Raw genomic sequence first — 18,935 nt, 5'->3', positions numbered from 1 at the left:
ACTCGATCAGTCGATGGCTGCAGACCGTCCTGGTGACGGTCTCAAACGAAATGCCCTGGGGGCCAGTGGAATTGCTTTCATGGTGATTGCCGCGGCAGCGCCGCTGACCGTCATGGCAGGGGTGGCCCCCCTGGCCTTGGCGGTTGCCGGACCAGGCGCGCCCATCGCCTATCTGGCCGCCGGGGTCATCTACGCGGTATTCGCGGTGGGATTTCTGGCCATGACCCGCCATATCGGGGGAGCGGGGGCGTTCTACAGCTACATCACCCTCGGGCTCGGGAAAACCGTTGGTCTGGCCTCGGGTGTGCTGGCGGTGGTGTCCTACAACGCGCTTCAGATCGGCGTATACGGGCTGATGGCGGTGCAAACCCAAGCAGCCATCGACCGGCTGTTCGGCATCCAGGTCGACTGGCCGATACTGGCCTCGAGCGCTATCGCGATTGTCTGGTTCGTCGGCCGCCGCGGCGTTGATGTCGGGGCGAAAGTCCTGGGCGTGCTGCTGATCGCCGAAACCGCGATCCTGGTGGTGCTGGCTGTATCGGTCGTCGTCAAGGGCGGCGCGAACGGCATCACCTTCACCTCGTTCACCCCCGATGCGGCCTTCGGCCCCGGTATGGCCGGGGTGCTGTCCTTCACCTTCGCGGCGTTCATGGGATTCGAGTCGACCGCCGTCTACCGCGCCGAAGCTCGTAAACCCGACCGAACCATCCCGCGCGCAACGTATTTCGCGGTCGCGTTCATGGCGCTGTTCTACTGCTTCATCGTGTGGTCGATCGTGCAGGCGTTCGGCGATGCGAATGTCCAAGCGGCCGCACAGCAGGACACGGCCGGGCTGTTCTTCACCGCTATCGAACAATATGTCGGGGTGTGGTCATCGGATGTGATGTCCGTGCTGATCGTGACCAGTGCGCTGGCCTCGCAGATCGCCTTTCACAATGCGATCAACAGGTACACGCTGTCGCTGGCCCGCGATGGCGTGCTGCCGAAATGGCTCGACCGGACCCATCCCACGCTCGAGTCGCCCAGCCGGGCGGGTGCGTTGCAAACCGTGCTCGCGGCGGTCATCGTGATCGGCTTCGCGATTGCCAAGGCCGATCCGTACCGCCGCCTGCTGATCTTCGTCAATACCCCGGGGATCGTGGGAGTAATTGCCCTGCAAGCACTTACGGCCATCGCCGTGGTGGCGTACTTCGTCAGGAAGAAGGCCGTCTCGGTCGAGCGCGCCGGGGTCATCGCCGCCGCCCTCGGAGCGATAGCGCTCGGCATCGCCCTGTTCCTGGTGATCTGGTACATCAACCTGCCGACCGCCACGACCGGCACCACCAACGCCATTCTCATCGGTGTGGTCCCTTTCGTCATGATCCTGGGCGCGGCTGCCGCCGTCTGGTTCCGCGGATACCGCCCCACCGCCTATGCCGCCATCGGCGGTTTCGGCGAAGACCGCGACACCGCGACCCCAATTGCCCTCGAACGCAAGGAGACAGCCCTATGACAACGGCCGATATGATCATCACCGCCGCAACAGTTCACACCCTCGACGGCGCAGGTTCCGGCGCGCGCTCGGTGGCCATCGCCGATGGATATATCGTCGCCGTCGGCAATCAGGCCGACACCCGAGCTTGGCGCGGCGCGGCCACCGATGTCATCGACCTCGGAAACGGAACTCTCACACCGGGACTCATCGACGGCCACATCCATCCGGTCACCGGCCTGAACCTGACCTACGGCACCGACCTGTCCGGGGTTCGTGACCTCGAAGCTCTGCGTGAAACTCTCAGCAGGGCAAGTGAATCCATCGACATCGACGGCTGGATCCGCGGCTGGGGCCTGGACCCCAACGTCTTCGGCGACCTCCCGGTCACCCACGCCCCCATCGTGGCGGCCATCGGATCATCCATCCCGGTATTCATCGAAATGTTCGACGCCCATTCGGCATTGGTGAGCCCCGAAGCCCTGCGCCGCGCGGGCATCACCGGCCCGCGCGAGTTCGCACAGCACTCCCGCATCGTCTGTGACGAATCCGGCACCCCCACCGGACACCTGCTCGAACCCGCCGCCATGGCCTTGGTCCGCGAGATCCTGCCCCGCGAATCCACCCAATCGCGCCGAATTCGCCTGCGCGCCATTCTCGATGGCATGGCCGCAGTCGGCATCACCGCCGCCAACGCCATGGATTTCGAAGGCGACAGCAGCGACCTGATGTTCGACCTCGAATCCGACCGCGACCTCCCGATCCACCTGCGCTTCGCCCCCTTCTGTCTCCCCGGAAGCGACCGCGCGACCCTGGATCACATCATCGAACTCCAATCCACCTGCGGCCGCCGCTGGCGAGTCGACGGCGTGAAATTCATGATGGACGGCACCATCGACGGCGGCACCGCCTGGCTCGACGAGCCCGACACCCACGGCGAATCCACCGCCCCCTTCTGGCCCGACCCAGCCGAATACCGCCGCGCCGCAATGTATCTGGCTCAACACGGCGTCCCCATTGTCACCCACGCGATCGGCGACGCCGGAGTCCGCTACGCGCTCGACACCCTCTCCCTCGCGGCCCTCCCGCCCAGCGGTGCCCGGCACCGCATCGAGCACATCGAAACGCTCCCCGACGACCTGGTCCACCGCTTCGCCGAACACGGCGTGGTAGCCAGCATGCAACCCACCCACTGCACCCACTACACCCGAGCCGACCACACCGACAACTGGTCTACCCGCCTCGGCCCCGAACGCGCCGCCCGCGCATTCCGCACCCGCGACATCCGAGACAACGGCGGCACCCTGGCCCTCGGCTCGGATTGGCCTGTGGCCCCGTATGATCCGCGCGCCATCCTCGCCGACGCCCAACTCCGCCGCCCCGCCGGTCACCCCGACATAGAACCGGTCTGCCCCAAACAATCCCTCTCCGCCCTCATGGCCCTCGAGGGCTACACCACCCATGCCGCCACCGCCGCAGGCCAATCCGCCCTGACCGGTCGGATAGCCGTAGGCATGCGCGCCGACCTCACCGCCTTCATTGTCGACCCCCTCCAGGCCCCGCCGGACGAACTCGCCGACGCCCCCATCGCCCTGACGGTGAACACCGGCCGAATCACTCACCGGCACAACTGAAGAACGACCGGACTGCAACGGGACGTCGTGCGCGGGGAGGTACCGCTGGTCGCCGATCAGGGGGCGGTGACCAGCGGTACCCCGTGAAATCACTTGCCCGGCATCGGGGAATTGATCGTGGTGAAGTATTGCGCGGCGGCGAGGATCGCGGTGGGGGCGGTGACGAAGAGTTGGCCGGCGAGGGTGCCTAGGAAGCCGATGGCGGCGGTGCCCGCGATGCAGCCGACGAGGGCACCGGGCAGGGCACCGAACATGGCGGTGAGGGCGCCGGTGAGGGTGGCTCCGCCGATGCCGCCGATGAGGCAGCCGATGGCTGCGCCGCCGATGCCGCCGACAAGGGTGCCGATGGTGGCTCCCATGCCGATGGTGCTGGTCATGCGGCTCCAAGCGGCCTGTTCGCGGTCGTACTCGGATTTCCAGGGCGCGGAGTTCTCGAAGGGGAGAGCGATCGGGCGGTAGGTCGCGTGCGCCAGATCGAATTGGGGTGTCAGGGTGTCAGGGTGGCGGTGCGGTCGGTGATTTGTGCGGCGATCGGGAAGACGAAATCGTCGACGCGGAAGGCGAGTTCGGTGCCGCCCAGTACGGTGCCGTCCGCCGCTCTGATGGTGAAAGTGCCGTTGTCCGCAGCCAGGGAACCGGCGTCGGTTCGAATGGTGGTGCTCGTCCGGTCAACGGTCGCGGTGTAGTTCACCGGCGCCTCGGCGGTCACGGGTCCCGCAGTGGCGGTCGCGGTGGTGGCGCACGCGGCGGTCAGCACGAGCGCGGTGGACAGCACAGAGCGGTGGGCGGCATACCCCATCGATTGACCTCGAATTCCTCATCGGTTGTCGCGGACGTCGCACAGGTGACGGCGTCGGCCTTGGCTCGCAGGACCTTTCGGCCGAACCCTGGCGGTGGGCGAGCCTACGGGATTTTCACAATAATGACAATCGTTATCATTAACGCTGCGAGGTGAGGAAAGCAGAGGGTATCCGCGGCTCGAGAGCGCCGCCGCACGATCGCGTCGGCGCCAGCGGCAACCAATTTCACCAATGAACAGCCGGGAATCAGCTCACCGGTTGCGGGCTCGCGTCCATCGCCTTGTCCAGGGTCAGAGCCGCGTCGATGAGGGACAGGTGGGTGAAGGCCTGGGGGAAGTTGCCCAATTGCTCACCGGTGAGGGCGATTTCCTCCGCATATAGCCCGAGGTGATTGGCGTAGGTGAGCATCTTCTCGAAGACCACGCGGGCCTGGATGAGGTTGCCCGCGCGGGCCAGGGCGTTGACGTAGTCGAAGGTGCACAGCGAAAAGGTGCCTTCGGAGCCCTCGAGCCCGTCGGGTGAGGCGCTGGGGTCGTAGCGGTGGACCAGGCTGTCGGTGACGAGTTCGCGGCGGATGCCCGAGAGGGTGGACAGCCACATGGGGTCGCGGGGTGCGATGAAACCGACCTGTGCCATGCGCAGGAGCGCGGCGTCCAGGACCTCGGAGTCGTAGCGTTGGACGAAGGCGTGGCGATGTTCGTTCCAGCCGCGATCCCAGATCTGTTCGTCGATGCGGTTGCGCTGCTCGCGCCAGGAGTCGATGGGGCACGGCAGGCTGTGGCGTTCGGCCAGGCGGATGCCACGGTCGAAGGCGACCCAGCTCATCAGGCGGCCGTAGGTGAAATCGGCTCTGCCACCGCGGGTTTCCCAGATGCCCTCCTCGGGTTGGTCCCAGTTGTCGACCAGCCAATCCAGCAGTTCGGTGACGCGCTGCCAGCCCTGATGGCCGATGCGCAACCCGCGCCGGTCGGCGGCGTCGATGCTGTCCAGCAGCTCGCCGTAGATGTCGAGTTGGAGTTGCCCCGACGCGTCGTTGCCGATGCGGACCGGACGGGAGCCGCGATAGCCCTCCCAATGCGCGAGGGTCTCCTCCTTCAGATCCGCCGAACCATCAACGCGGTACATGATTTCCAGGCGGCTGTCCTTGTTCTGATAGCGTCCGCGCAGCCAGGTGGCGTAGTCGGTGGCCTCGACGGTGAAGCCCAGCCCCAGCAGCGCCGAAACCGAGAACGAGGCATCTCGGATCCAGGTGTACCGATAGTCCCAATTGCGTTCACCGCCAAGCTGTTCCGGTAGCCCGGCGGTCGGGGCGGCGACGATCGCACCGGTCGGGGCATAGGTCAGCAGCTTGAGGGTGATCGCGGAGCGGTGCACGATCTCGCGCCAGCGACCGCGATAGGTCGAATGCGATACCCAGGTGTGCCAGAAGCGGACCACATCGTCGAACATGCGCTCCACCTCCGCGACGCGAATCGGTTGCGGTCTGCGCGCGACCCCGGATTCCAGGACGAATCCGCGCACCTGTCCGGCCCGCAATGGCAGCAGACCGTGCAGCGCGTTGTCCTCGGAGATCTGGACCTGTGCCAGCCGGGGGTCCTCGGGTTCGCGCACCGCGTGCAGGGTCAGCGCGGTGTCACCGGCATCGAAAACCGCTCCGTCCGGCGTGATTTGGGTGGCGTGGGAGCGCCGCCCGTAGTCGAAGCGCGGGGCGACGTCGATCTCGAAGGTGATGCGTCCGCGCACGCAGCGCAGCATCCGGACGATGCGATGGGTCTCGGTGCTGTCGCGGCCCGCGGGCGGCATGAAATCGATAACCTCGCCGGTGCCGATATCGGTCATGAATCGGGTGATCAGAATGGCGGTGTCCGGGAAGTACATCTGCTGGGTGCGAAATGGCCGCTGTGCGGGCCGGATCCGGCAGTGGCCGCCGCGCTGCTGATCCAGCAGCGATCCGAACACGCTCGGGGAATCGAAACGGGGGCAGCAGAACCAGTCGATGGTGCCGTCGGTGGAGACCAGCGCGGCGGTGTGCAGATCGCCGATCAGGCCGTGGTCGGCAATGGCGGGGTAACGGGTCATGATTCGGCTCCTCGGGTGAATTATGTTGTCGATACCGGGGTTCGATCGGTCGGTACGGATTGCGCGAGGGTCTCCAGGACCATGAGCGAGAGTCCCGCGATCGCCGCTATCCCCACCACGACCATGGCGGTGGGATAGGGCCAGAACAGCACTGCGAGCGCCGCGAGGGTGAGCACGGCGATGCGCAGGGGTATGCGCCGGCGTGCGGCGAATCGCGCTGCGGCGGTGGGCTTGCGGTCTTGTCCGCGACTCGTCAGGGCGGTGACGAGTCGCCGGACGTCGGCGCGCGCCGTGCGCGCCGACGGTGATGGACCGGCCAGATAGGCACCCAGCGCGGTGCACAGGCACAGGGTCGCGACCGCACGCATACTGGTGCGCAGCGGAGCGACCACCGTGTCGAACATGGCGCGGGCCGCATCGGGGGAGACGGTGTCCGGCGGTATCGCCTCGAGGTACAGGCCACGCACGATGACCAGCCCTATCCCGAGCATCACCATGGAAAACGCGCCCGTGAGCCCGGCCAAAGCGAGCCCCCGGAGTCGAAATCCCCTCGGCGATAACCAGATAGCGCCGATGAGTCCGCCTGCCGCGATCAACGGCAGGATGGTCGCTGCGCGGTCGAGGAAGCGCACGATGCGCTGCGCCTTGGGCAACTGGGTGTCCTCGAAGAGCACGAACCGCGCATCGACATCGGGAATGCGATCGGCGAAAGTGAACCCGCGCTCATCGAGCCGCTCGCGCACCGTCGCCAGAATCGGTTGCAGCGCAATGCTTACCGTGCCATCCGCGTCGACCTGCACCCCCGGTCGGGTATCCCCGGTGACGATGCCGACCAGCGCCTCATGCGCCAGCCGATTCGCCGCGGTCCACGCCTGCGCGAATTCATCACTGCCGACCACCGATGTGGCGGTCTGGTGAATGAACGACTGGGCCTGCGAGGCCACCAGCGTCGGCAGATTGTTCAACGCCGCGGCGATCCGCGGGCGATCGGTCACCTGTGCGGCATTGTCGGTCAACGCCGTGATCGCCTGGGTGGTCATCCCCGCGATATCCACATGCGTCACAATCGATTCGGTGAGCCGGTCCGCCAGCTCATGCTGAATCGCCGGATCCGAGGCCAACGGTGCCACGGTGGCGACATAGCGATCGGTATCGAAGATCTCGCTGCGGGCGAAACGCGCGGTCACGGTGCCCAGCAGCACGATCGCGGTGAGGGTCAACAGGATACCGACCGCGCTCCAGCGCAGTAGTTGCCCGCCGCTGTGCGATTCGGCGGCAACCGCGGCGCGTAGTCGGTCCAATTCGGCACGTTCATCACCCGAGAGCGAGCCGTCGGCGTCCATCAGCCGATCACCATTCGCTTGATGCTGGCGAATTCCTCAGCGCTGATCGCGCCTTCATCCAGCAGTTTCTTCGCATCGGACAGTTGCGCGGTGGTGTCCGCGCGGGCGACCTGCCGGATGTAATCGTTCTGCTGTTCCTGGCGTCGAATCCCTTCCGCGGCCGATCGCGCCGCCATCGAATTCCCCCGGGTGATCAGGTAGACGAGCGCGGAGACGAACGGGAAGAACAGCAGAAAGAGCACCCAGATGGCCTTCACCCATCCCGAGACGCCGCTGTCGCGGAACAGGTCCGCCAGGATCGAGAACAGCAGCATGAGATAGGCGAAGAACAGAAAGCTCAGAACGATGAACCACACTATGTCCCAGAACGACATTGCGAAAACCCTTCTGTGCGGCGGACTTTCCCGCGACGGGTGATACGGATTCGACCTTGCGACGGCGGCTGTGGCATCTCCTCCTACGCAGCGGATGAAGTCCGCTCCGCGCGCCGGAACCAAGTCCCCGCCCGGCACGCGCTCATCCGAATCGGAGGAGGCGCGCGGTGGCGGTGGCGGTGCAGGTTCGAGGGGCACCCATCACAGTCGAGAAGGGGTAGACCATGACACTCAGTGCAGACAGCGATCAGGTGGTGCGCGAGCAGCGCACGCCGGGAGGAGCCGTCGCCGCGGCGATACTGCTGGTGACCGTCGGCGTACTCGATATGTTGCAGGGCATCTCCGCGGTGGCCGCCGACCAGCTGTACTTCGTCGGGCTCGAGTACATCTACAAGTTCGACACCACCGCGTGGGGGTGGATCCACATCGTGACCGGAATCGTGCTGGTGCTCACCGGAATCGGGTTGATGAGCGGGACCGCGTGGGGTCGTGTCGCGGCCATGGCGGTGGCGTCGCTGTCGATCATCGCCAATTTCATGTCCCTGCCGTACTACCCGGCGTGGTCGATTCTGGTGATCGTGCTGGACGTGGTGGTCATCTGGGCGGTCGCGACATGGCATACCCAAGCGGCCTGACGCAAGCGCCGGACAGTCGGCGCTCCCGTGCGGATACTGTTGTGCGCCTGGTACTCTGGGCAACTCTGATCTTGCAGGCGCTGCGATTGACCGGCACGCTCGAGGGCGTGCACGCGCTCATCGCGATCACCGTTGTGATCGAGGTGCTGGATATGGCGGCGCGCCGCTGGGCTCGATCGCCGCGTGCGCATCAGCGCAGGGCCGCAAGCGATTTCGGTCCGGCACGCCCCCGGATGACGTGGCGTGGAGCGCTGTTGCGGGCGGTCGCCGTGGTGAAGCGCATCGTCGGCTCACCCAGGCCCGTGCGAGATCCACACCCTGCGGTGCGTCTGCCCGCTGCGGGCCAACATGTGTTGTACATCAACCATATTCGATAACGCGGACATTCAGAGCAGCCCGGTGCGCCGCGCGAGATCGAGCGCACCCGCGCGGGAATTGGCGCCGAGTTTGGCGTAGATCCCGCGCAGGTGTGTTTTCACGGTGGTGATCGATACGCCCAGCATTTCGGCGATCTGCTGGGCGGTCCGGCCCGAGGGTAATTGATGCAGCACCGTCAATTCGGTGGCAGTCAGGTGCGCGACGGTGTTCTCGCGGCCGATGGCCGGATGTCCGCGTACGACATCGGCGAAGTCGCTGTCGTGCCCGAAGGTTCGCGAGTGCGTGTCCAACAGCGCGCCGGCGCCGGGCACGTCGAGGAACGGGCGCACCAGATGATCGGGGGCGGCGCGATGTACGGCCGTCGCGATCGCCGCGCGCGCCTTGGCCGGATTCGCCAGCGCCGCCTGTGCGCTCGCCTCCACCACCCAGGCGGTGACCATGCTGACCGGATGGCGCGGATGCTCGGTGTCGAGCAGCGGTTCCACCTGCGCACGAGCTGACGCGGGGTGATCGTGCACCAGGCTCAGTGCGCGGGCAAGCACGATATCGACCGTATCGCCGAGCACCGCGCCCGCCTGTTCGGCGATCAGGCGGGCGGAGTGCGCGGCCTCGACCTCGAGCAGCACCCGGACCACATGCGGTACCAGTCGGCCGACCGCGGAGGGCAGTGACGGCGGCCGGTGCAGCAGCACCGATAGTCCGCGTCGCAGCGCCTCGGCCGCATCGTATTTGTCCTCGGTATCGTCGAAGGCGATCAGTCCCCACATCAGCTCCGCGTACCGGCCCCCGGTCGGCGCGTCGCCCACGACCGGGCGTGGGCCGGTGTGATCTCGATCCAAATGAGTTGCACCGCAAAGATATTCGGCGAACGCCGAGAGCGCAGCGGCTTGCCGGGCGTCACGTGAGTCGAGTAAATCGTGGGTGACCGCCAGGTCGGTGGCGGCGTCGGCGTGCCGGCGCATGCGCCCGACCGCGCCCCCCAGTCCGGCCGCGACGGCGCGTCTCGTGCCCGCGCGTACGGTCAATCGCGCGTTGCCGCAGGAGTCCGCCAGTGCGAGCGCGCGTCGGAAATGCTGATCGCCGGAGGTGATATCGCCGCGCGCCATCATGATGGTGCCGAGCTCGATAGCGGTGTAGCTGTCGATATCGGACTGCCCGGTGGTCGGAAGCCGCGGTGGAATACGGAATTCAGCCAATTCGGCACCGGTCGCCACGGTGATCGCGGCGGTCGTGGCCAGGGCCAGCGGTGTGAGCCACGGATCGGGGACGATCGTGGCGGAAGCACCGGGGCGGCGGCGCAGCAGCAGATCGAGCTGGACCGTCGCGGTGGCGATACTGTGCCGTTCGAGCGCGTCCACCGTGCGCAGCGCCCGCAGATACGGATCCCCCGCGAGCTCGGGCCTGCTGTGCTCGATCTGCTGGAAAAGACCGGGGCCGTTGCCCTCGAGAACCACGGGCAACGCTCGATCACGCAGAAATCGATGCAGGGGCGCGGGCTCACCGGCGCGCAGCAGATGCGGTAGCGCCGACATCGTCAACCCGTGCGCCAGATACCACTCCGCGGTGCGCGCGTGCAGCTCGGCGACAGCACGCGAGCCGCCGCGACGGAGTTCGGCGAGCAGATGCGCGCGCAACAGTGGGTGATAGCCGCACCACAACTCACCCGCTCGCGCCGTGCGCCGCATCGGGAATCCGCGGCGCACGAGTTCGTCCAGAATCGGCTGTGCCGTTGTGCCGGTGAGGTATTCGGCCTGCGCCGCGGTGTACCGATCGGGCACGCTGGTGACTGTTACGAACCGGCGGATGTGCGTGGGCAGTGGTTCCAGAATGTCCTGGGTGAACAGATCCGCGATCGCGGGCGGAACCAGGGCCAGTTCGGCGAGTGCGGTCGGGCGATCGTGATGCGCTGCCAAATGCCGGATCGCGATGCGCACCAGCGCGGGCCAGCCTCGCGTCAGACGCATGAGCGTGGCGAGTTCGCCGTCGGCGGGCCGGTAGTCGTGGTGCTCGCACAGTTCACGCACGCGCGCGGTGCTGAGCGCGAGATCTGTTGCGTACAAACGCGATACGCCACCGCGAAGTTCCACGGTGTGCCAGCGCAGCGGCGGGTCGCCGCGAGAGGCCAGGACCGTGGTCAGGTTCGCGGGGGCGTTGTTGAGCACGTTCTCGAGGACCGCGACCGTTTTCGGATCGATAATCTCGTGGGCGTCGTCGATGACGAGTACGGTGTGCTGTTCGGTCTCCGCCGCCCCGAGCGCCGAACCGAGGGATCCGCCGGTATCGGGATCGAGGCCGAGGGAATGCCGCAGTGCGCCGGTGAAGGCGGCCGGATCACGGTTCGCGCCGGTGACGGTCAGCCATCCGATGCGCGCATCGGGGTGGGATCGGCGGAACCTATTGCCCAGCCAGTCCGCGATCAGCAGGGTCTTACCGGTGCCGGCGGGGGCACAGATCCGCAGTACATGTGCGACGGGGGATCGCACCGCCGCGTCGAATGTGCCGTAGAGCTCGGGGCGTGCGATGGGGGTGAATGAATCGGTCATCGTCCCTGCCTCGATTCGATCGGGATAACGGTGCGTGGGTGCGGAATTCAGTACGACGACATAAAGGAGAAAGGGCCGTACTCATGGACGTGACCGTCGATCCAATTCCACGGACACGCGTCGTTGACCTGGACACCCTGCTGGACGCGCAGGCGCCAGCCGTCCGCGGTCCGCTCCCAGATATCGCCATCCCGGTCTCGATACAGACCGGGCACACTCGGCTCCGAGAGTGCGGAAAGGTCCAGTTCCGAAGGGGAATCGGAAGGAGCCGGAATGAGCAGGTAGCCGGTCAACTCCATCACGCGCTCGGCGACGCCGAGTAATCCGGTCAGTACGGCGTGCTGCTGCGAATCTGGAAGCTTTCGCAGCGAGTCTTTCACGCGAACATCCCGGTCGAATTCGCTGCTCGGCGATATATTCATGCTGTTCAACTCCTGATGTGTGGCAATACGTTTCGCCGATTGTCCATCGGAGCACTTTCCGATTGCTTACTCGTGACTTCCCCGTGACTTCACATTCGTTTCGATGCGATCTTGTGATTCTGTCGCGTCACGACACCGACGGATTCTGTGAATACAGTTGCGGCAGCGCCGGTGTGATTCTGCCGGGCGAACCGCCCGCCGCGGAGCGATTTCGAGCTTCCAGTAATCCGATGTGGTGGACGGGTGTTCCGAGTCGGAGGTGCTCGAGTGGCATGGACAAACTACGCGGCGTGCCGGGAAGCCGCGCCGGGGATCTTTCATCCCCCGCCCCCGCCGAACGGGCATATGGGATTACGGCCGGTGTATGGCGACCGGTGGACGGCACCGGCTGTCGGGTGCTGGCCCGCATCGCGGTGGTACGTGCAGTTCAAACACGGTGCGTACGGTGCCGGCGGATCCTCGATGCGGGGTCGGTGAATCAGGCGTGTCGGCTGTGCGGATTCGCCGAGATACCAGCGTGATACGCCAATTGGGTTGACAGTCAATGGCTTTCATGACACATCAAGGTGTGTCGATGATTTGTCAAGACTGTTTTCCGGAGGTAATTTACCGACGACTGTCTGAGAAAGCGTGACCGAAAGCGTGGAGATCGAAGGGAACGCAGTGTGATTACAGAACCGAAGGTGCGAGTGTTCGGTCCGCTGCAAGTCGTGCTCGGCGACCGGACCGCACGGATAGGGGCCGGACGCCAGCAGGCGATCCTGGGCCGTTTGGTATTGGCTGGGGGCCGAACCCTCGGTGCCGATCGTTTGGTCGAGGATGTGTGGGAGGGGCGCCCGCCACCGCATGCGCCATCAGCGCTCCAGGTCCAAATCCATAATCTCCGGCGGGTGTTGGAGCCGAACCGAAGACCCCGGACGCCGGCTCGAATTCTGGTCTCCGAGGGCAGTGGATACGCGCTGCGACTGGACTCCGGAAATGTCGATGCCTGGCAGTTCGAGACCCTTATGCGGCAATACGAAGAGCGCGTTCATGATTCGGCCGATCGTCCCGGTCCGGTGGAACGGTATCGAATTCTCGGGGAGGCGCTGGCATGCTGGCACGGCGCCGCTTTCGAATCCTTCGCCGATGCGTCCTGGGCGGCCTCGGAGGTTTCGCGGCTGACCGATCTGCACGCCAGCGCGATGGAGATGCGGGCGCAAGCCGCACTCGAACTCGACCGTTGCGGGGAAGTGGTCACCACGCTGCGTCGTCAGATCGAGGAATTTCCGGGCCGCGAGGAAACCGCGAGGCTACTCGCGCTGGCGCAATATCACCTCGGACAGCAAGTCGAGGCGCTGGCAACGGTGCGCCGAACCCGGGATTTTCTGCGCACCGAATACGGCATCGACGCCGGGGCCAAACTCAATGAACTCGAATTCGCGATTCTCGGTCAGACCATCCCGACCGACCGGCAAAGCGAGCTGGTGCCGGAGACCCGGTCGCGCACCCGGTTTCCCGCCTCGACAGTCGCCGAGCGCACGAATCTCGAGCCCGTGGAACCTCGCATATCGCCGCTGCCGCAGCAGGGCACCAGTTGCTATCCGCAGCAGTTCGCGGCCATCATCGCCGCCGCGCAGCAGGCCCGCGACGCCGGAGTGCGCCTGGTGTGGCTGACCGGTGACATCGGCACCGGGAAGACGACCCTCGCGGCAGCCGCGTCGACAGCTCTGGCCGCCCAGGGGTGGGCGACAGCGGGCGGGCGGTGTCCCGATGTCGACGGCGCTCCACCGGCGTGGCCGTGGTCCGAACTGCTCAGTGGACTGGGCGGCGAGCCGGTCGATCTGTTCGAGTCGGTCGACCCCTTCACGATCGTGCGGGCGGTGAGCCTGCGCTGCCGAGAACTCGTGCGCGGCGGGCCGGTCGTCCTGGTACTCGAGGATGTGCACCGGGCCGATCCGGCGACCCTGCAGGTGCTGCGGCAGCTGGTGACCTGGTTGCAGGATGAGCCGGTGCTGATCATTGTTACCGCTCGCGATCGCGAACTCACTTCGGCGGTGCGCGCGACCGAGGCGGTGCTGGCGGACCGGGTCAGCGAACGCTTGGAGCTGACCGGGTCGGATTTGTCCGGCACGCGGCAGATCGCCCGGGACGCCGGTCTGGTGTCGGTGGATTGCGACACCGTGCGGTCATTGCACGAAAGGACTGGCGGCAATCCGCTGTTCATTCGTGAGCTGTCCAAATTGATTGCGGTACAGGGAGATCGGCAGTCGATGCCGACCAGTATTCGCGCGTTGCTGGTCGAGCGGATCGAGCAGTTGCCGCCGGAGGTGCGGACGGTATTGCAACATATCGCGGTATGGGGTCGTGCGATCGATGTCGAGACGCTCGCCGCGCTGTCCGGTATCGCCGACGAACAGATCGTCGATCATGTCGAGGCCGCGACCGCGGTGGGGCTGGTGCGGTTCAATGCCGACGGGCGGATAGAACTCTGTCATGTGCTTGCCCTGGAGGCGCTGTACGACAGCATATCTCCATTGCGACGGCATCGAATGCATTGTGCGGCAGTGGAATTGCTACGGATACGACTCCCGACGCCGTCATCGCGGGGCGATGATCCGCGACTGCGCGCACGGCACGCCTTCCGCGGAGCCACCCGCGCGACCGCCGTGGACGCCATCGAGAGCGTCACGGTCGCCGCTCGCCTGTGCGATCAGCAGGGGGAGTGGCGTGAATCCGCCGAATTATGGCGCGCCGCAGTCGAATTGCACGAACTGGCCGGACGGTCCGAGGAACGGGACGGCGTCGATCTGCTCGAGGCGCTGTGCGCGCTCACCGATGCGCTCGCACGGGACGGCCGGACCGCCGCGGCGCGCGCCGCCCGACTGCGGGCGCTCGATGTCGCCGAAACGCTGAGCGATCCGGCGGCGGTGGTCGAGGCGCTCACCTGCTGGCGATCGCCGGTGCTCTGGTCGATCAGAGATTGGCGGCACCCCGACGCCCGAATCCGAATCGCGCTGGAGTCCGCCCTGACTCGGTCCACGGAGCCATCACAGCGCTGCCGACTGCTGATCGCACTGGTGCATGAGTCCGAGGTGGAGGGCAATGTCCGCAGAATGCATGAACGCGCTTGCGCAGCAGTCGATCTGGCGCGCGAGACGGGGGATGGGGAACTGCTCTGCGCGGCCTTGGCAGCGCTGGCGTTCACCGTGACCGGTCCCGCCATGTTCGAGGATTGGCAGACGGTCGCCGATGACCTTTTGCGGGCCGCGCGCGCGGCACGCTCTTTCGAATATCAAGCGCTGGCACACTATCTGCGCTTCCGCGCCGCCTGCCGCGCCGCCGATGTGGCCGCCGCGCGCCTGCACGCGGCCTGCGCCTTCGAATGCGCGTCGACCGCACAGCTGCGGCCCCTGCTGGACACACTCTCGGCGTTCTCGCCCGTCACCGCCGTGCTCCGCGGCGATCTGGACGCGGCCGAGGCCGGCTATCGGCAATTCGGCGTCCGCATCGCCGGATCCGGCGTAGCCAACGAGAGCGAGCTACTGCTACTCGGCGAACTCGTGGTGGCCTGGGCGCGCGGCGATATCTCCCCGCTGGCAGAGCAACTCGACGCGCTGTACCGCGTGGAGCCCGACCTGGTGGCGCAGGTGTACATACTCGCCCAACTGCACGCGGGGGATTGGGAGCGCGCGCGAACACTATTCGACCGGCACCCGCACATTCGCACCGACTTCTACCCGCAACTCATGACGGCATTCCGAGCCCACGCCGCGGTCGAACTCGGCGCGCTCGAGTCCGCCCCCGAACTCTACGCCGCCCTCACGCCGTATTCCGGAACCCTGATCGGATTCGACAGCGGCGCGGCGATATTCGGCCCCATGGACGCATTACTTGCCGACCTGGCCGATCTGATGGGCGATAGGAGAAGCGCCGCCAAACTACGCGCCCGCGCGAAAACCCAACTCACCCGCGCCCATCGCGAGCTCGATACAGGCGAATCACCAGCACGATCGAACTGGCGCTCGACCCGAGGGAGCGGCACCGACCCACGATGCGAATGCCCCGCCTGACCTCGACCGCGTAACCCGGTCCGAGCGCGCATATCTCGCCGACCATCGGTTCCCGAGGCGCGACGGGGCTTCGAAATCCGCGCATCGACGCCGCGCTGCGAGCGGAATCGCCTGGTGTTCAGCATGTTTTGCGCATCGCTGGACCGTATGACACGAATCTAAGGGTGATCTCGGCACCGGGCGGGAGCTCGAACCCGACGGGTGACACCGACGTCACCGGTGCAGGGCAGGCACATCTGTCCCTCGGTGAGGTCGGCACGATATGCGCAACGGATCCTGCGCTCAGGCAAGGCTTTCGCGCCGATCGTGGTGCCGATCGAATCCACACCCATGACGTCGTACGCCATCGGCGGCAGCGCTGTGCGAATGTATCGTGAAATAGTCAGCGGTGCAGTACTTTTGGTCGACGTGCACAACCATGAGCCGACCGGCTATCAGTGCCCGTTCTGTTTTCTGCTCGATGGCGGCGAGACGCCGCTCGACGGTCCGCGTGACATCGTGCTGCGCACACCGCTGGCCACCGCGTTCACGGCCTCGCGATGGTGGCCCAACAATCGCGGGCACGTACTGGTGATACCCAACGCGCACCACGAGAACCTCTACGACCTGCCGCCCGAATACGGATATGCCGTGCACGATGTGGTCCGCGAGATCGCCATCGCCATGCGGGCCACGTACAACTGCGACGGCGTTTCCACGCGTCAGCACAACGAGCCCGACGGCGGCCAGGATGTGTGGCACTACCACGTGCACGTCTTCCCTCGATACCGCGACGACAATCTCTACGGATCGCAACCGTTGCCGGACATGGCAACCGCGGACGCGCGGTGGCACTACGCCGAACGGCTGCGCAACCACCTCGAGTCGCCGACCGTCACGTGATGCCTGAGGCATATTCGCCACAGCATTTCGGACAATGAGCCACCGTGGTAGTCTCATTGTGTTCTTGGGTAGTCTCAGCCAGTGGCTATCCACCTGTACTACGCGCTCGCGCAGATGATGAGGAATGCCGGCGTCGGTCTCACGCCAGAGCAGGCCAAGGATCTGATGCGTCGATGGCTCGCCGGTCAAGCCAAGGCATGGGGCGAGCCCGCACATGACCCCGCGACCGGGTGGGTGATGTACCAGCTGTGGATGCGTACCGACGACGGACAAGCCGTCCAGGTCACCGGCCGAATCACCCCGCCCGATTTCTATATCGTCGATGTCCGTCCGTTGACCAGCACCGAAATCGCCGAACTCGCCAAGTGGGAGGCCAGCAATGATTGACAACACCACCCACACCGATGACGTCACCCCCGAGCAGATGGCGCAGTTGCTGGCGCGCGTGCAGCGCGGCACTGCTCCGGCGACTGCGCCCGAGCCGGGCAACGAGGATCGCATGCAACCGCGGTCGGTGAAGTTGACCAAGGACCTGGACTTGCGGGTCGGGATCCGCGCGGCCGAACTCGGCATGACCAAGAGTCAGTATTTCCGTTGGCTGGCGGAGAAGGATCTCGAGAACGCCTACGGTGACAAACCGGAAATGGTGTCGCTCAAGCAGGTTCGCACCATCGCGACCCAGGCCATCGACGAGGCGCTGGCACGGTTGTCGCACCGCCCCGGCGACGCCGCCTGAGCGTCGGGAATCCCAGGGACAGCGGATTGGACAAGGGTCCCGCCCCGCGTCCCAGGAGTACACGCAGAGCGGAACCCTCGTATCGGCTCGGACACACGGGTCGCGGCTGCGCCGACAATCACCGCATACCAAGATCGGCGCGTTCTAAACCTCGAACGGATCGAAAAATCAGGTGGTGGTCGCGGGCGGCTGCGTGTGATGCATGATCGCGTTCCACCACGATTCCAGACGACTCGGCTCGGGCCACCGAACTACCGGCGCCTCATCCTCGGGCTCGATCGCAGGCGTACGCCGACGCGGTGCGGCCTGGGTATCGGGAGCTGTATCGCGCGAATGTGAGGGATCTGCTGCCATGACGAAATCGGTCTCCGATCGATTGCTTGCCCGATGCTCATCTCACCGAGCAGGCTGGGAGTTCAACTCACCACGGCGGCGACATCGAGGCCGACCAAGCGCGGGAGCACCGACGACGTTGTGGGCGACACCGCGACAGCGGTCACGGTTCTCATCGTAGGCATCCAAGGTCACCGCTAGGCCAACGTCGGTTTACATCATCCCGACGCAAGCAGGCTGTTCTGAGGTCGGAGCGGTCACGATCGGCTGTCAGCGGCGTCGGATTCAGTGCGGTCGTCAGTGGTTGCCGAGCCGCGATGGGTCAGGGCGATTCCGGAACCGACCAGGCCGATCAGGGTCAGCGCGATGGCGATGCTCGGCCAGCCCGCGGTCTGCCAGTAGACGTCCTTCAGGGTGATGAGCAGCGCTGCCTCGTCGACGATCAGTCCCAGGGCGATACCCAGGGCGAGGCCCATCCAGGTGCGGGCGCGTGGGCTGCGGTCGACCATGCCGAAGATGGCGACGCCCGCGAGCAGCAGGATCCCCCACAGGTAGTGATGCAGGTGGGTGCCTCCCGCGGAGACGTTGCCGACATTCTTCGGATCGATCTGGATCAACCAGGTCACCAGTCGTGCCCCACCGAAGGTGACGGTGAATGCCACCCAGGCCAGCACGATGCCGCGACGAGATTCGTCGATGTCTGCCCATCGACGAGGTACCCGGAAACCAGACCGATCGCGCGCGGAGTTGATCATGCATCCGGTCTACTCCCTCTGCTCGGCAGCAACCTGTGCGGGTCTGCCGACGCGCCTCACCTGCGCGATGTGCCTACCCACATAGTGCGCGGTCCGTTATCGAGTGCCGGATTTCATCGCGCGCCAGTTGTTTTGCGGGTGATGAGCTTGAGGATCCCCAGCAGGATCACCGCGCCGATCAGGCAGGTCAGCAGGCTGAACAGCAGTCCGCCACCGGATACGTCCACCCCGAATCCGCGCAGCAGGAATCCGCCGATCAGTCCGCCGACGATCCCCACCACGATATTGAGCAGAATCCCCATCTGCGCGTCCGTCTTCATGAGCTTGCTGGCAAGCCATCCCGCCAGCCCGCCGATAATGATCCAGCCGATCACACCGAGTGTGAGCATGTGTCCTCCTCCTAAGACCGTGTCTCACGTCGTTGAATTCTGTTTCCAGCGTGTCGTGATGGCGTGTGCTGCATGATGTTCGGCCGTGACCGACGAGCTGTCCAAGCGG

The 18,935-nt window shown here is 65.8% G+C and carries 15 protein-coding genes and 1 pseudogene; 8 read left to right on the top strand and 8 right to left on the bottom strand.

From position 1 onward, the window contains the following. The first annotated feature begins 79 nt into the window (after positions 1-79). Positions 80-1,492, top strand: coding sequence for an APC family permease (locus AB0L82_RS36990; protein WP_364647627.1), 1,413 nt, complete (start codon positions 80-82; stop codon positions 1,490-1,492). Then, positions 1,489-3,105, top strand: coding sequence for an amidohydrolase (locus tag AB0L82_RS36985; RefSeq protein WP_364647624.1), 1,617 nt, complete (start codon positions 1,489-1,491; stop codon positions 3,103-3,105). The genes AB0L82_RS36990 and AB0L82_RS36985 overlap by 4 nt, the downstream gene beginning before the upstream one ends. Positions 3,106-3,194: 89 nt before the next feature. On the opposite strand, the pseudogene AB0L82_RS36980 reads toward AB0L82_RS36985, so the two are convergent. The 4 genes and pseudogenes from AB0L82_RS36980 to AB0L82_RS36965 form a co-directional block, all read right to left on the bottom strand. Continuing rightward, positions 3,195-3,904: pseudogene (locus AB0L82_RS36980) on the bottom strand (hypothetical protein). Positions 3,905-4,151: 247 nt separating this feature from the next. After that, positions 4,152-5,984 (bottom strand): glycoside hydrolase family 15 protein, encoded by a 1,833-nt coding sequence (locus AB0L82_RS36975; protein WP_364647621.1) that lies wholly within the window; start codon positions 5,982-5,984, stop codon positions 4,152-4,154. A gap of 20 nt (positions 5,985-6,004) precedes the next feature. Next, positions 6,005-7,327 (bottom strand): hypothetical protein, encoded by a 1,323-nt coding sequence (locus tag AB0L82_RS36970; protein WP_364647618.1) that lies wholly within the window; start codon positions 7,325-7,327, stop codon positions 6,005-6,007. Further along, positions 7,327-7,701 (bottom strand): SHOCT domain-containing protein, encoded by a 375-nt coding sequence (locus AB0L82_RS36965; protein WP_364647615.1) that lies wholly within the window; start codon positions 7,699-7,701, stop codon positions 7,327-7,329. Before AB0L82_RS36965 ends, AB0L82_RS36970 begins: the two co-directional genes overlap by 1 nt. A gap of 224 nt (positions 7,702-7,925) precedes the next feature. Here AB0L82_RS36965 and AB0L82_RS36960 point away from each other — a divergent pair, with 224 nt between their 5' ends. Next, positions 7,926-8,336 (top strand): hypothetical protein, encoded by a 411-nt coding sequence (locus AB0L82_RS36960; RefSeq protein WP_364647612.1) that lies wholly within the window; start codon positions 7,926-7,928, stop codon positions 8,334-8,336. A gap of 41 nt (positions 8,337-8,377) precedes the next feature. Further along, positions 8,378-8,713, top strand: a complete 336-nt coding sequence (locus AB0L82_RS36955) for a hypothetical protein (RefSeq protein ID WP_364647609.1) — start codon at positions 8,378-8,380, stop codon at positions 8,711-8,713. Between the two features lie 9 nt (positions 8,714-8,722). Here the strand turns inward: AB0L82_RS36955 and AB0L82_RS36950 are convergent, their stop codons facing one another. After that, positions 8,723-11,257, bottom strand: a complete 2,535-nt coding sequence (locus AB0L82_RS36950; protein WP_364647606.1) for a LuxR C-terminal-related transcriptional regulator — start codon at positions 11,255-11,257, stop codon at positions 8,723-8,725. A gap of 47 nt (positions 11,258-11,304) precedes the next feature. Further along, positions 11,305-11,679 (bottom strand): hypothetical protein, encoded by a 375-nt coding sequence (locus AB0L82_RS36945; RefSeq protein ID WP_364647603.1) that lies wholly within the window; start codon positions 11,677-11,679, stop codon positions 11,305-11,307. 665 nt (positions 11,680-12,344) lie between these two features. Between AB0L82_RS36945 and AB0L82_RS36940 the strand changes: the two genes are divergently transcribed. From AB0L82_RS36940 to AB0L82_RS36925, 4 genes are all read left to right on the top strand, one after another. Continuing rightward, a complete protein-coding gene (locus AB0L82_RS36940; protein WP_364647600.1) occupies positions 12,345-15,731 on the top strand; it encodes a BTAD domain-containing putative transcriptional regulator in 3,387 nt (1,128 codons plus the stop codon). Between the two features lie 246 nt (positions 15,732-15,977). Further along, positions 15,978-16,613 (top strand): HIT family protein, encoded by a 636-nt coding sequence (locus tag AB0L82_RS36935; protein ID WP_364647597.1) that lies wholly within the window; start codon positions 15,978-15,980, stop codon positions 16,611-16,613. Between the two features lie 81 nt (positions 16,614-16,694). Further along, on the top strand, positions 16,695-17,000 hold the full coding sequence (locus tag AB0L82_RS36930; RefSeq protein ID WP_364647594.1) for a hypothetical protein: 306 nt from the start codon (positions 16,695-16,697) through the stop codon (positions 16,998-17,000). Continuing rightward, complete coding sequence (locus AB0L82_RS36925; RefSeq protein ID WP_364647592.1) at positions 16,993-17,349, top strand: hypothetical protein; 357 nt, start codon at positions 16,993-16,995, stop codon at positions 17,347-17,349. The genes AB0L82_RS36930 and AB0L82_RS36925 overlap by 8 nt, the downstream gene beginning before the upstream one ends. A 590-nt stretch (positions 17,350-17,939) precedes the next feature. Here the strand turns inward: AB0L82_RS36925 and AB0L82_RS36920 are convergent. Further along, on the bottom strand, positions 17,940-18,437 hold the full coding sequence (locus AB0L82_RS36920; protein WP_364647589.1) for a hypothetical protein: 498 nt from the start codon (positions 18,435-18,437) through the stop codon (positions 17,940-17,942). A gap of 113 nt (positions 18,438-18,550) precedes the next feature. Then, on the bottom strand, positions 18,551-18,826 hold the full coding sequence (locus tag AB0L82_RS36915; RefSeq protein WP_364647586.1) for a GlsB/YeaQ/YmgE family stress response membrane protein: 276 nt from the start codon (positions 18,824-18,826) through the stop codon (positions 18,551-18,553). Positions 18,827-18,935: the final 109 nt, after the last annotated feature.

The organism is Nocardia sp. NPDC052001, from assembly GCF_040680615.1.
Lineage (GTDB): Bacteria > Actinomycetota > Actinomycetes > Mycobacteriales > Mycobacteriaceae > Nocardia.
The sequence above is the reverse complement of the archived record's forward strand: the minus strand, read 5'-3'. Positions and strand labels throughout refer to the sequence as shown.